Raw genomic sequence first — 15,271 nt, 5'->3', positions numbered from 1 at the left:
TCCTATGCTATTATTGCTTATCTTTTTAATGATTTATACCTTAGCAAAGCCTCAAGGTAATAATAATCAGCATAAGATAAAGGCACATCCACTTCGCTATCTGACGGTTTTGAACCCGTACTGCTTACCAAAATAAAACCCTTGTTCTCTCCTATTGGAGAAATGTATTTAGTACTCAGACTGTTCAACATTTTATCTGCCTTTTGCAGGTAAAGGTTTTTATTTTTACTGTAATCACTCAATTCATATAATCCTGAAGCAATAACTGCCGCCGCCGAAGCATCGCGAGGTTCGTTAGGAATATTAGGTGCATCAAAATCCCAGTAAGGAACCAGGTCAGCTGGCATATTTTTATGGTTAAGGATAAAAGCAGCAATATTTTCTGCCTGTTTTAAATAGATAGGATTCTTGGTAAAACGATAGCACATAGTATATCCATATAATGCCCATGCTTGTCCTCTTGACCAGGCAGATTCATGACTATAGCCCTGATGGGTATTCTTTTTCAATACCGCACCGGTATTTGGATCGTAATCAATCACGTGGTAAGAACTGAAATCAGGACGGAAATGGTTTTTCATGGTCGTATTTGCATGGCTAACCGCAATTTTATAGAAAGAAGAATCACCAGTAAGTGCTGTTGCTTCAAAAAGTAGTTCCAGGTTCATCATATTATCTATGATAACCGGATTTATCCATTTATCAGTGCTATGATCCCATGAGCGAATCACGCCTGTTTTAGGATTGAAACGGGTAGCTAATGTTTTTGCAGATTGGATAATAACATCAGCATAGTGCTTATCTTTGGTGATGCGGTAACCAGTACCTACACTGCAATAAACCTTAAAGCCCATATCATGCGTTTTGCCATTAAATTGCTCTGGCTCCATCAAAGCTGTAAATGCTTTTGCCTGATTAAGCCATTCTTGTTTCCCAGTATATTGATATAAAAACCAAAGTTCTCCAGGAAAAAAGCCACTGGTCCAATCACGTGAAGCAACCAATTTCAATTCACCTTTCTCCAATGTTCTTGGCGAAAACTTATCCGTCTTTGCACCGGCATTCGTTTTCTCAATTTCCTTCAGTAACACAAGCGTTTGCTTGTCGGCCTGTTTAAAAGCTTTTTTTACATCTACTTCCGGTCCACGGGGCGTTGTAATTGTAGCATTGACATATACACCTGGTTTAAAGTCCGGAGTACTACGCTGATTTCCTGAAGTCGTTGTACCAGTAGTAGTAGTTTGAGTACGCACAACGCGCTCTTGTGCAAAAGATGAGGCCGATGCCAACAACAATGCACACATAGTTATAGAAAGTGATTTCATAATTTTTTTCTGTAATTAATTTATAGGTAGAAGTTGAACTTCAAGTAGTTTCATCAATTCTGTGCCCTTAATCGCTACTGCCTTAACACTAAGCTGTACTAATCCGGCAGCAAGTTCTGCAACACCAATTTCTTTGGTTATCACAGCACCTTTTAGCGAGGCTACAACCTCTTCCTGCTTAGAAAAATTGCCAACTCTAACTTCATAAGATGAACCGCCTTCATCAGCAATATATTTTACGACAACTTTGTATTTAGCAGGCTTTAGTGCTTTTAAGTCCCATGATAAATAACTGTCTTTCGATTTCCAGCCATTTACAAAGTAGCGATCGGTTTTTCCATCACCATAAGCCATTTTCTTTCCATGTTGTTCGGCATCAAATACCAGGAACCTGTTTGCAGGAATACTTGAAGATATCACTCTTGCTGCATCGGCCTCTATTTTACCCTTAACCTCCAATACGACCACCACATCAGCATTAGGAGATATATTTGCAGGTAAGCTGACATTTAAATCCGAAGCATCCAAACGCTTAACAGCCAACGCTTTTTTACTTTTATCTGTTAGTAAATAAGCAGTTTTAACATCACTTTTTAAACCACCTACAACAAGGTTACCATCTTTAGGCCAGTTAAATACATGTAGGTAAATATTTTGTCCCTTTTGCGTGCTTACTCCCCATGCAGGAATTGGTAATACACCCTTTTGAGTACCATATATGGCCTCGCCATTTGGCTTTAACCATCCACCTATACTATCTAAAATCTGCTTGTCTTTCTGATCAAAAGTACCGTCCCCTTTAGGTCCGATATTCATCAACAGGTTACCACCTCTTGAAGCAGAATTAGCTAAAAGCTGAATAAAAAATCTAGCCGATTTATGACTATTGTCATGTTTGGAATAACCATAAGATTCGTTGGTAGTAGGGATTGCTTCCGAATCACCTTCAACCGTAAGCAACTCGGCTGGCCTATCTCCAGTATTTACATAATCGCCAAAATTCCCACTTGAGCTTCTGGCCAAACGACCATTCACCACGATATTAGGATCAGTTTCCCTAATCGCTTTAAGGATCCTAATATTTTCAGATAGCGGCAATTTATGTGGGGTATCGAACCATATAATATCAGGATGATACTTATTAATCAATTCTTTTATCTGAGGAATAGCTTTTTCATCAACATACTTTACCGCCTTAGGTAACCACTCCGGATGGTTGTCAAACCAATTGGCACCACCAATTAATTTATCACCACCTGGGTTCTGGTATTCCCAGTCGTTACCAGGTGCATCAGGATGTTCCCAATCAAAAGCATGTGAATAATAAAATCCGAACTTCATCCCATGCTTCTTAGCGGCTGTTGCTAGTTCGGCCATAGGATCACGCTTAAAAGGAGTTTGCTTTATGACATTAAAATCAGAGACTTTTGAATCATACATCGCAAAACCATCATGGTGTTTTGCCGTAATGATAAAGTAGCGCATTCCGGCATTCTTTGCTGTTAAAATCCATTCCTCCGCATTAAACTTAACCGGATTAAACACATGTGCCAGATCAAGATATGCTGCTCTGGTAATTTTCTCTTTACGCATCAAATGCTCAGAATACCCATTTACCTGCTTTCCTTTCCATTCACCAGCAGGTACTGAATACAGTCCCCAATGTATAAACATACCAAAGCGAGCATCACGCCACCATTGTATGCGCTCATCATGAGTTTTCATGGAGTTTTTCCACCAGCCATTTCTAGCCTCATCTATTGCTTTTTGGTCACGCTGCTGAGCCTTGTTCAACATACTTGCATCCTCATCACCAACCACCTGACTGTATGAATAAAGATTTACACATAACAAAGCGGATAATAAAAACGCTGACTTGCTATTTAATTGAGCCATATTAATGGATTTCTTACGGGTAAGTTTCTAATTACTTCTTCTACTTTAGGATTGTGATCAAGCTTAGACCAGGTACTTAACCAAGTGGGTTGATCATAAGCATTGGCACCAAAAACCAAAAATGGTTGTGCTACTGGCCAGTTATTCCAGTACATTACATCTGGCTTTAAAGGCCATTTACTTTTATCAGCTACAAAAGGATATAAATACCCAATCCCTTTTTTAATAGATTTTCCATCCGCAGTTTTAAAGTCCCACAGGTTATCTGTTTTGGTAGAAAGAATCTGACAAAGCGTTGTCATTGCATCCAGATTAAATATGGAATAACCATAAGGTTTTGTGCGAGCAAGTTCTCTTGGGAAACTACCATCCACCGCCATTTGATTGGGTAGTAATACATTTTTATATCTGTCGCGACAAAAATCAAGCAACTTATCGTCATTGCACAATTTTGCAAAAGATGCCACCTGCATGGTAAAACAAGTACCATGGTTATTTTGAGCATTCATCTCATCTTTCCCATACTGATGACTCATTAACCATGTTAAATATTGAGCAAACCATTTTCTCGTCTCCGCTAATACCCCCGATTCCATTGCTTTTTGCATCACAATAATTCCTTGTGCTACTTCCATCAGCTGAATGGTATCAATAATTCCGATGCCACGGCCTGTAAATCTTCCTTTTATAGCCTGGGCATACAATAGATTAGGATTCATCATTGTACCTTCATTGACAAACCAGGCTTGTAAATGCAACATCGCCTGCTTTACATATTTCTGATCTCCGGTAAGTTTATAGGCAGAAGCCAATGCACCAATAATCTTGCTAAAACGAATCATAGCCAAACGATGTGCTACAAAGTTCTCCGGATTGGTCATCCCATCCTTTTGAATGTATGGACCTTCCGAATTTTGTGCATCTGGCCACCAATAATCACCCTCAGAGTAAAAATCATGCTTACCACCTGCGCTTCTTGATGAGCTCTCGGCAGTTACTGTAACCGGGCGTTGCTTCATTGCCCAATCTGCATTTTTCAGAATAGAAGCCTTTAATGTTTTCACAACTTCCTTCTCTATACCGCTTAGGGCGCTCTGACCATCCTTTACCGTAGCAAAGGATGAATAACTGATCATATTTATCAATACAAATGCTGTTAATACCAATTGTTTCATAACGTTCATTTATTTGGTCATAGCTCTAAAGCTAACTTTGTTTATGGTATTCGGTTTCCCTTTTTGAGCAGTAGAAATAGAGGCCTTTAGTTTACCAGATGCATCTTTAACTATGTTAATTTCTCTAAAGCTATATGCACCTTTCTCATAATTAAAAGTCTCGCCATCATCATCATAAAGCATGTACTTACCGGGCTTACTTCCATAATACCTGATCTCCAGATCAATCTTCTCAGTAGATTTAGGTGCATGCATCAAAGCAGGTCCCATAGGCACAATACCACCGTCTTTTACATAAACAGGAATTTTATCCAAGCCCGGAGTGATGGTAATTACCTGACCATCACCAGCGAATTCGCCTGTATAAAAATCAAACCATTTACCTTTAGGTAAAATCACAGTACGCGTTTGTTTTCCAGTAAACATAGGCGCTACCAATAGATATTCCCCAGCCATGTATTGATCTTTAACTTCTTTACTTACGGCTTCAACGTATGGGTTTTCTTCCAGGTTAGTCGTTTTCACTTCCTTTTTAACATCTGCCTGGTAACCCTCTTCAAGATTCATTGCTCTGAATGGTGGAATACCTTTAAAATGGTATTTTGCAAATTCACTATACCAGTAAGGCATCATCTGCATACGCAGCAATGCAATGTCTTTTACTTGTTTCTCTACATTAGGGTACGACCAAGGTTTAGTCCCTGTAGACCAGGCATTGATCATCGCCATCGGCGAGAACACCACAGATTGCATGCGACGTAACCATTCTTCTTCAGTTTTAGAAGCTCTTGCTTCTGGCGTCCACAATACACCAGCAAAACCACTGTTGATCAAGGCGGTAATAAAATCTTCGTGGTTATAATAATCGTTATAAATCACATAAGGCAAAGCGGAACCGCCCCCGTTGGATCCTCTAACCAATCCATAAGTACGCTGATTGCGCTCGTGGTACATATCCGCACTGTAACGCTGAATCAATAAGCCATAAGTCTGGCGCATTTGCTCAGCACTTTTACCCGAAGGAAAAGTCGTTACATCAGGCCATAAATAATGATCATAACCATCTACCTCATCAAATTTATAGCCACTCACGCCAATGTCTACCTGACTCTTTTTCAATTGAGAAAATAAAATATCACGAGCCTGCGGCATCGTCAAATCTGGGATGGCACCCAACCATACGGTATGATCTGCTGTAAATGGTTTAATGCTGTTATAAATTGAGGCTTGCGGAGAAACATAAGGATTAGTCCACAAATTCACTCTCACCCCTTTATTCAATAAGCTTTTCACAAAAACTGATGGATCAGGAAAGCGTATCTTATCCCATTCAAAAGTACAAGGGTAAGCTTTACTTTGCCATCCAGGTTCTAAACCAATAAAATCAAGCGGAAAACCTTTGTCTTCAAAAGCTTTTACCTCAGCCTCTACCTCAGCAGAAGTATATAATGTTTTTACTCTTTGTGTAAAGCCCAATCCCCAACGTGGAGGCAATACGCCACCACCATTTAACAAGTTGTACCTGCGAACGGCATCAAGTGGCTTAGGACCTGCAAACACATAAAACTCAACACCCTCGGCTGGTACCAAGACCTCTACCCCGTCGGAGTACGGACGTGAAGACCATGTTTTATCTGTATTGCGATCTTTGGCCTCAGGTACATTTTTTCCATCACGTTTAACAGCGGATCCTGCGTAAATATCCAGGTACCGGGCTGAATTGATAAATACACCGTAACCGTTTGAGGATACATAAAATGGAGTTGGGGCGTGTGTACGTCCATTATCCTTACCACCAAAATGATCTACATGCAATTGCAGGATCTTACCACGCTGATGCACCGTTTGAAAATTTAAGCCAAAGCCGTAAAGCTGCTCTTTTTTATCCAATGGAAAACGTAGGTAAGTTTTACCATCCGTAAGCTTTGCGGCTATTTCTTCTTTTACAAGGGGAAACGAAACATCGCCCATGTCTTTTAATCCATCCAAGGCGGGTTTGGCTCCAACAGCAGTCAGCAAATTATAGCTTTCGGGCTTGCCGATACTCCCTTTCCAAACTCCGGGTGCAACTTGCTCCCATTTGATATCCTGAGCAGTTAACCGCGAAGTACTAAACAGGAGGATTAAGCAAATTGAATATTTAAATATTCGGTTCATAGCAAATAATGGTTTATTGGGTAATTACTTTATAGGTTTTTCCTTTTTCAGTCTTGAAATCTATGATATAGTTCTTTTTCAGTTCAAGATCCTGAAGTTTTGTTTGTTCATTTTTATGGTATACTGGTTTTTCAGACAATTCATTTAAGTTATTGCTGTTTGAACCCCTGGCTGCTGTTGAAACAACGCCAACGACTTTTACCGGCACAGTTGTGCTTAGCCTGCAGTTACCACCTAATCCAGAATAGATCTGAGCTTCGGATAATTTCCCATTTTTCCAATCGATAGTAACCGTAAAATTGCCTCTGGCTTTTATCCCCTTGATGCTACCGTTTTTCCATTCATCTGGCAATGCTGGCAACAGGCTTACTTCGCCCTCATTACTTTGTAACAACATTTCCGTTATGCCAGCAGTAGCCCCAAAGTTTCCATCGATTTGAAAAGGTGGATGGGCATCAAATAAATTAGGATAAGTGCCACCCCCACTCATTTGGATATTCGTTAATTGTGCAGCCGGAGCTTTTGGATCCGGTTTTGGCTCCACTGTTTTAGCTGGATCGATTAAGGTAAGTCCAGTTTTTAGAATCTTTAAAGCATGGTTTCCATCTTTTAATCTGGCCCACCAATTCATTTTCCAGGCCATCGACCAACCAGTACTCACATCACCACGATGAATTAATGATTGCTTTGCGGCAGCAGCAAGTTCAGGAGTATTTTGTGTGGTAATCTGATTTCCAGGATATAGCGCAAATAAATGAGATAAATGCCTGTGTGTATCTTTAGGATCATCCACATCATTAAACCACTCCTGCAACTGTCCATATTTCCCAATATTGAATGGATATAGCTTTGCACGAGCTTTTAACAGGCGTTCGCGAAAATCAGTATCTATATTTAAGGTTTTAGCAGACTCAATACAATCGTTAAACAACTCCCTGATGATGCCCATATCCATTGTTGTAGCCTTGCTCACTTCATATTCTTTACCGTCAATCTTAAATATATTTTCTGGAGAGGTAGAAGGATTGGTGACCAAATAACCATTTTTATCTTTAACCAGCCAGTTCAACATAAACTCGGCTGCGCCTTTCATTAAGGGATATGCTTTTTCTTTGAGGAATTTCTGATCACCTGTAAACAAATAATGTTCGTACAAATGCGTGCTTAACCAGGCAGCCCCCATCGGCCATGCCGACCATCTTGGGGCACCTTTTGGATCCCAATCGTATCCACCCGAAGGTGATGTTTTAGACCAGATATCAGTATTGTGATGCACTACCCATCCTTGCTGAATGCCATAGTTAACTTTCGCAGTCGTTGCACCACTAACAGCCAGACGACCGATCATGTCAAACAAAGGCTGATGCAATTCTGAAAGATTTGTATTCTCTGCCAACCAATAATTCATTTGCGTATTGGCATTTACGGTATAATTACTTCCCCATGGTGGTTGAACATGGTCATTCCATAAGCCCTGTAAATTGGTAGCCTGAGAACCTGGTCTGGAGCTGGCAATCATCAGGTATCTACCAAATTGATAATAAAGTACCTGTAAGCCTTGATCGTTGCCTGTTGCACCTTGTTTGGACAACCTTACATCTGTTGGCAATTTGGCCAAGCCACTGTTATCAGTCAGATTAAATGAAACACGGTCAAAAAGTTGCTTATAGTCGGCCTCGTGTGCCGTTTTAATGACTGCAAAAGATTTTGGATAAGCTTTACTCAAGTTAGCCTTAGCTTCGATAGCCGGGTCTTTACCTTCAAGCCCTGGTGACTTATCGAAGCCATTAAAACTTGTTCCATTTGTAAGGTAAATCGTTACTGCATCGGCATTGTTAACAGCAATCTTATCGGTTGTCGCCTTTGTTGATCCACCTTCAGCTTTAACTTGTACATGAACTTCAAAGGTCATTCCTTCTTTATCATCGTAAACGATCTGTTGTGGTTCTGTTGCCCGATGAGCCACATGCTTAGGCGCCTTCCCCTTTAATACCAGATAATTTTGTGTGGATGCTGTAACCGTATACTTTAGTTTACTACTGATACCTGTCGTAAAGTTGATTGCATGAGGTTTATCAGCAGTTATACGGATGGCCATTACCTGATCCGGATAGCTGATAATCGTTTCCCGCTTATACTTAACACCTGCAAGCGTATAGGTAACCGTACTTAGCGCATTATTGATATCCAGCTCACGATGGTAAGCAGTAGGAATAGAATCTTTAAGGTTAAAGTCCAAAAAGAGATCAGCCATGGTCAAATAACGGGCAGAATATGGCCCCTGCATGTTTTTTTTCCAGATCTCAGCAGCTTTACCATAATCTCCGGCAAAAACTGCTGCTCTTACCAATGGTAAATTTGCCTGAGCTTTGGGATTGTTTCCTGCATCAGGAGCTCCAGACCAAAGTGTATTGTTATTCAATTGAAACCGCTCTTTATTTACTCGCCCGAATACCATCGCTCCGGTTTTTCCATTCCCCAATGGTAAAGCCTCCTCCCATATCTTGGCAGGCTGATTATACCATAACTTTAAAGGCTCTTGCTTCTTCTGAGCAAATGTGCTTGACACACTAAAAACTAAGACAAGAAAAAGAAGACCATATCTGATCATATCAATTCAATTTAAAAATGTATTCCTTACCTGCCTCAGTTTTAAGATCGTAGTCTTTTGAAGCCGCAACACCCACTGGATTTAATTTCGCTACTGCTGAAATTAAAGGCGCTTTAACTTGCGGGGTTTCATAAAAAGGATTAGAATTTATCCCATTAGCTGCTGGAATTTTCCCCGCATTAAACTTCATATTGTCGTTGATACGTAGCCTACAATTGCCACCAAGTTTAGACTTTATTTTAAGTTCTGTAATTTGATTATTGTTCCAGGCAATGTCGATCACATATCCACCACGCGCTACTAAACCCGTAATTTGACCTGTTGGCCAGTTATCCGGTAATGCAGGTAATAAGTGTACCACTCCATCATGCGACTGCAACAACATTTCGGCGATACCTGCAGTACAGCCAAAATTACCATCGATTTGAAATGGAGGATGTGCATCAAACAGGTTAGGATAAGTTCCACCACCTGTTGTACTTACGCCCTCAATTCGGCCACCTACAAGTTTTAACTGATCAGTGATCAATTTATAAGCATGGTTTCCATCAAGGAAACGGGCCCAGAAATTCACCTTCCATCCCATAGACCAACCTGTAGCTGGATCTCCACGATAGCGCAAAGATGTTCTGGCAGCATCAAATAGTTCAGGTGTTCTTGAAGGAGAAATCTGGTTACCAGGATATAATCCATACAGGTGTGAAACGTGACGATGTTTATCATCCGGACGATCAGAATCGTGCATCCATTCTTGTAGCTGACTATTTTTTCCAATTTGCATAGGAGCTAATCTTGCTATTGTAGCTTTCAGCACCTTACGAAAATCAGGATCAAAGTTTAAAATCTCAGCCGCTTTGCTGGTTTTGGTAAACAAATCAAATAAAAGCTGATTATCCATTGTCGTACCCGCTGCAATAGAAACTCGTTTGCCTGGAACATAAGTGTTTTCAGGAGAATTTGAAGGAGATACCACCAACCATTTATGAGTTGGTTCTTCCTGCAATACATCCAGATAAAATTCACAAGCACCCTTTAATACAGGATAATACTCCTTCAAAAATTGCTGATCGCCGGTAAACATATAATGATCCCAAAGGTGCTGACTTAACCAATTCCCACCCATCGGCCATAAACCAGCATAAGGACGGTCTACAGGGCCTGTAATGCGCCATAAATCAGTATTATGATGAGTTACCCAGCCTTTTGCTCCATACATAACTTTAGCAGTCTCCTTACCGGTAACAGAAAGATCTTTTAGCATCTTAAATAACGGATCATGCAATTCAGAGAGATTTGTAACCTCTGCAGGCCAATAGTTCATCTCCGTATTGATATTGATGGTATACTTGCTGTCCCAGGAAGCCAGCATTTTATCATTCCAAATCCCTTGTAAAGTTGGCGGTTGGTTCCCCGGTTGAGAGCTGGAAATGAGCAAATATCGACCAAACTGGAAATAAAGCGCTGTTAAATGCGGATCATTACCAGTCGCAAATTCAGCAATACGCTGATCCGTTGGCTTATTTACAGCCTCATTTACGCCTATGTTAAACTTAACACGATTAAAATACTGCTGATAAAATTTAATATGCGCTGCCAATGCTGTTGCATAATCTTTTTGAACAGCTTTATCTAAAAATGAAGCTGCTTTTGCATTTGCATTTCCACTGATATCATGGTAATTCTTAAAATTAGTAGCTATTGAAACATAAACAGTTGCAGAATTGGCATTTTTAACAGTCCAGGTATTGTTTTCTAACGCAACTTTTCCACCCTGAGCAACCGCCTTCACCTGCGACTCAAATTTAATCTGACCTTTCTCTCCTTCATGATCAGACGTAATTCCAGCAAATACCAGTTTTCCATTTTCAGTTTTCAACACTCCATTTTGCGGAGAATCCATTGTTGCACTAAAAGAGATTTTACCGGGCTTACTAGCCGTCAACCGCAGCACCATAACCTGGTCTGGAAAGGAAGAAAACACTTCTCTTTTATACTTTACCCCATCCAGTTCATACGTAACTGTAGTTACTGCCTTCTCAATATTTAAATCGCGGTAATAGTTGGTCGCCTTTTCATGTCCATCGAACTTAACAAAGAGATTACCAACTGGCTGATAGATCATTCCGCTATTTTTTTTAGGGAACATCTTCACATCAGCAATAGCTTGAGCCTCCTCAAATTTACCTTCAAATAGTAATTTCCTTAGTTCTGGAATAGCGGCGCCCGATTCTGAGGTAATGTTGCTGTTTGGTCCGCCAGACCAGACTGTCTCTTCATTTAACTGTAGTTGCTCTTTACCCGGATCACCAAAAACCATAGCTCCTAACCTTCCGTTGCCAATTGGTAAAGCTTCGTTCCAGTTTTCAGCAGGTCTGTTGTACCACAGTTTTAATGTCCCGTCGAGTTTTTTTACCTGGCCAAAAGCAAGAGCGCTGTAGCTCAGGGATAAGAGTATAAATAGTTTTCTGATCATCAGGAGTATAAATTAATTAAAGGGTAAGGAAGCTAACTGCTAAACCATCTGCTTTTACACTTGCCACGCTTTTACCTTTATTCAGGTTTACGCTGATCACCGCCCTTCCATTGTAAAGCTGCACTTTACGGGAACCATCTGAGGTACCTTGATCATCGATCAGCCTTCCCTCTCCGGTTAAACCAAATGTCACGTAGTTGCTGGCATCCAAACACAATATATTGTTTTCATCAAATAATCTTACTTGTATAACAGCAATATTATCTTTTTCAGAGATCTTTTCTAATACCAATTTAGCCGGCTTACCCCATTTGGCAGTTTGGTATTGCTGCGTAATTTCATCTGTAATCTCTTTGCCATCCTTGGTCTTGGCAATTACCTTAATTTGATTTGCCCCCTCGTTATATTTAACCATCCATCTTAAACCTGCCGCTGGGAAATTCTGGCTGCTACGCTTCTTTTTACCCATGCTTTTTCCATTCAGAAAAAGTTCAGCTTCAGTACAGTTGGAATAAACCTTTATCATTTTCTTCTCGCCTGCATCACCCCATCTAACCGGCCATGAGTGTCCGTAAATATGAACCATAGGTGATTGTGTCCAATACGACTGGAAAACATAATAAGCTTCCTTCTTCTTGAAATCACGTTCAATTACCCCTTTCTGGTTCATATATGGAACAGGATTATCCGGACGTACAGGAGTAGAGAAATCTTTAAAAGGCCAATAAGCGGCTCCAGTTAACCAAGGCATATTCTCTTGTTCTTTTAAATGCCAGTCAATTAAGTTGACAATATAGCTTTCACTCCAGTCACCATCTTTAGAAACTCTGGCACTTCCACCAAAAAGAGAAGCATCACCATCACGTTCATCGGTTCCAACCCCTGTCTCAACCTCACTCAAAGCTTTATCGGGGGTTTCAGAATGTCTTCCGGCGTGACTATCCCCACCCCACTCTACATGCAGGAAGTGATCTACTCTATCAAATTCCTTTTTAGAAGCATCTTTGTATTCCGTGTAAATCCCTCTATACCAACCGGCCCAAATAGATGGCGAGTAAACATCTACAATGTCTTTACAGAAATCACATCTTCTTATCGCTGTTTTTCTGGAAGCATCCAGTTTATGCGAAAGATCATTCAATTCCTTCATAAAGGTCCTGATCTTTTGCTCATCAAATTCATTGAAATCCCCCGGCCAGTCGTTTTCATTTCCAAGCCCCCAAATGATCACCGCAGCATGGTTATAATGCTGTTCAATCATATTGGTTAACATTCGGCGCGCCTGATCCTTGTAAACATCACCACCAAGACCACCACGGCACCAGGGAATCTCTTCCCAAACCATGATACCAAGGCTATCGCATAAATTCAACACAATACGTGACTGCTGATAATGACCCAGACGAATAAAATTAACGCCCATATCCTTCATCATCACCATTTCCTGGCGAATCATTCCTTCTGTCATCGCTGCAGCTACACCTGCATGATCTTCATGACGGTGCGTTCCTCTTAACAACAAACGTTTGCCATTTAGCATAAAAGGACCCTTTTTAACAAATTCAAAATTCCTGAACCCTATTTTCTCCTGGTGTACGTGTGTATCTCCTTTGACGGTAACACTGGTTTGAACGGTGTAAAGGTTCGGCGCTTCTGGCGACCATAGCTTTGGTGATTTCAAGCTGGTTTCCCACAAAGCTTTATCGCCATGAAAAGCTTTCATTTGATTTCCCCAGCTAGCCACAATTTTGCCTTCCGGATCTTTAACTTCTATTTTGACAGAAATAGTATCTACTCCATCAGGATTCAGGAGCCTTCCTGAAATATTTAGTTTTCCTAATGCGCCCTTAACATCAACGGTCGCAGCAGCAAAGATTTTATCTACAGATACCTTTGGTACATAAACCAAATTCAAATACCGATATAAGCCCCCGTAAACATTAAAATCAGATAAATCCGAAGGGATCATTTCCAAATCACGACTATTGTCGCAACGGATCTCCAATGGTACTTTTCCTTTAAATTGTTTCTGGAAAACATCAGTCTTTTTAAAGGCATTAATCGCATCGGTAATGTCTACAGTCCACTCATCGTAACCTCCAACGTGCTCGCCTACTTTTTTATCATATATATATACCTGTGTTTTCTGACCTGCCCCTTCAAAATGCAGTAATGTTCTTCCGTCTGTATATGGATTACTTACTGCCAGGTGGGTACGATACCAGCCTGGTCCCTGGTAATAATTCTCATCAGGATCAACTGAGTTTAGTGCATTAAAACAATGTGGTAAACTTACATTCTGCCACAATGGAACGCTCTCTGGATTCCCTTCTTTAACTGGCCTGATGGCTTCCCAAACACCGCCTAAATCACCTTTTAAATACTCCCAATTGTGCACTAATCTTTGCTTATTTTGCGCAGAAATATACTGACTGCAAATAAGCAATCCTATAAAAAATACCAGCTTGACTCTCTTCACTTCTTAATCTATGTAACTTTAAAATATGGTTATTTGGGGCTCTTTTTACTAATGCTAAATTGCTCATTAGCATCAGTATATTCGTTCATGCTTTTAGCTTATTCATCAGCTATTTTGGCAAAATAAAATACCTAACCCGCATTGCGGATTGACAAAAAGAGCATAATAAGACATTAAGCGCAGGCGCTAACAAATTCCTTTTGATAGCAAAGCGGACTTTTCCCTGTGATCTTTTTAAAACATTTATGAAAACTTGCAAAATTATTAAACCCACTGTTATAACATACTTGTTTAAGGTTAAGACTATGCTCTATAAGTAACTTACAAGCTTGTCCCACTTTTACCTCTATTAAGAATTGCGAATAGGTTTTTCGAGTGCGAGATTTGAAATAGCGACAGAAAGAGTTCGGACTGATTCGGGCCACTTCTGCAATCTCTTCCAGGTATATTTTATTTTTGAAATTAGCGTAGGTGTAATCATAAATATCATTGATCCTATCTTTTTCAATCATCTCCAGATCATGATGAAATCCAACAGAAGAAAGCACTTCCAACTGACTTGATTTTGCAATTTCTACCAAGGCTTGCATCAAAATGATAATTCTTTCCGTTCCTTCGGCCTTTAGCATTCTTGTAATTAATTCTGCTACCTGCTCTCTATTTTTACCAGTAACCTTTACTCCCCTTTTGGCCTTTTCTAAGATATCTTTCAATTGCTTATTTTCCGGCAAATTGATAAAACAATCCCCAAATAGTTGCTCACTAAAATGAACAACTCTCACATCAGCAGGTGCAGGTTCTACATCTGTAGTAAAATAAGCATCATCAAATCTCCAATAATGAGGTAAGTTAGCGCCTAACAATACGATATCTCCTGATTTAAACCTTTTAATACTATCTCCAATAAATTGTGTACCATCTCCTTTATTGAAATAAATCAATTCAATCTCCTGATGATAGTGCCACTTATTATTAATAGAAGGCTCCAGATCTTGTCTTACACTAAATGATTGTGCAGGCTCCATTGATACTTTAAGTAGTTGTGCTTTCATGATCAATATATTTGGTTAGGTTAAAAATTTGGTTAGATTAAAATTAATTGAACAATAGATTACCCTTCCGCTCGGGACTTGCCATCAGCGGGAGAGATAGTTC

General features: G+C 40.0%; 8 protein-coding genes. All 8 read right to left on the bottom strand.

The annotated features are described in order from the left end of the window. Nucleotides 1-17: 17 nt before the first annotated feature. Nucleotides 18-1,325, bottom strand: a complete 1,308-nt coding sequence (locus BLS35_RS01715) for a glycoside hydrolase family 88 protein (RefSeq protein WP_254778602.1) — start codon at nucleotides 1,323-1,325, stop codon at nucleotides 18-20. 15 nt (nucleotides 1,326-1,340) lie between these two features. Then, nucleotides 1,341-3,221, bottom strand: coding sequence for an alpha-L-fucosidase (locus tag BLS35_RS01710; protein ID WP_090777128.1), 1,881 nt, complete (start codon nucleotides 3,219-3,221; stop codon nucleotides 1,341-1,343). Then, nucleotides 3,209-4,396, bottom strand: coding sequence for an alginate lyase family protein (locus BLS35_RS01705; RefSeq protein ID WP_090777351.1), 1,188 nt, complete (start codon nucleotides 4,394-4,396; stop codon nucleotides 3,209-3,211). Before BLS35_RS01705 ends, BLS35_RS01710 begins: the two co-directional genes overlap by 13 nt. 9 nt (nucleotides 4,397-4,405) lie before the next feature. Further along, on the bottom strand, nucleotides 4,406-6,553 hold the full coding sequence (locus BLS35_RS01700; protein WP_090777127.1) for a glycoside hydrolase family 31 protein: 2,148 nt from the start codon (nucleotides 6,551-6,553) through the stop codon (nucleotides 4,406-4,408). 13 nt (nucleotides 6,554-6,566) lie between these two features. Continuing rightward, nucleotides 6,567-9,164, bottom strand: a complete 2,598-nt coding sequence (locus BLS35_RS01695) for a glycoside hydrolase family 95 protein (RefSeq protein ID WP_090777124.1) — start codon at nucleotides 9,162-9,164, stop codon at nucleotides 6,567-6,569. 1 nt (nucleotide 9,165) lies between these two features. Then, nucleotides 9,166-11,637: a glycoside hydrolase family 95 protein gene (locus BLS35_RS01690; RefSeq protein ID WP_090777123.1), complete on the bottom strand. Its 2,472-nt coding sequence runs from the start codon at nucleotides 11,635-11,637 to the stop codon at nucleotides 9,166-9,168. Between the two features lie 16 nt (nucleotides 11,638-11,653). After that, nucleotides 11,654-14,116: a glycoside hydrolase family 2 TIM barrel-domain containing protein gene (locus BLS35_RS01685; protein WP_090777119.1), complete on the bottom strand. Its 2,463-nt coding sequence runs from the start codon at nucleotides 14,114-14,116 to the stop codon at nucleotides 11,654-11,656. 173 nt (nucleotides 14,117-14,289) lie between these two features. Further along, nucleotides 14,290-15,168 (bottom strand): AraC family transcriptional regulator, encoded by an 879-nt coding sequence (locus tag BLS35_RS01680; protein WP_090777117.1) that lies wholly within the window; start codon nucleotides 15,166-15,168, stop codon nucleotides 14,290-14,292. Nucleotides 15,169-15,271: the final 103 nt, after the last annotated feature.

This window comes from Pedobacter sp. ok626 (assembly GCF_900100435.1).
Classification (GTDB): domain Bacteria; phylum Bacteroidota; class Bacteroidia; order Sphingobacteriales; family Sphingobacteriaceae; genus Pedobacter.
Note: the sequence above shows the minus strand (reverse complement) of the source record. Positions and strands in the feature narration are given on the sequence as shown.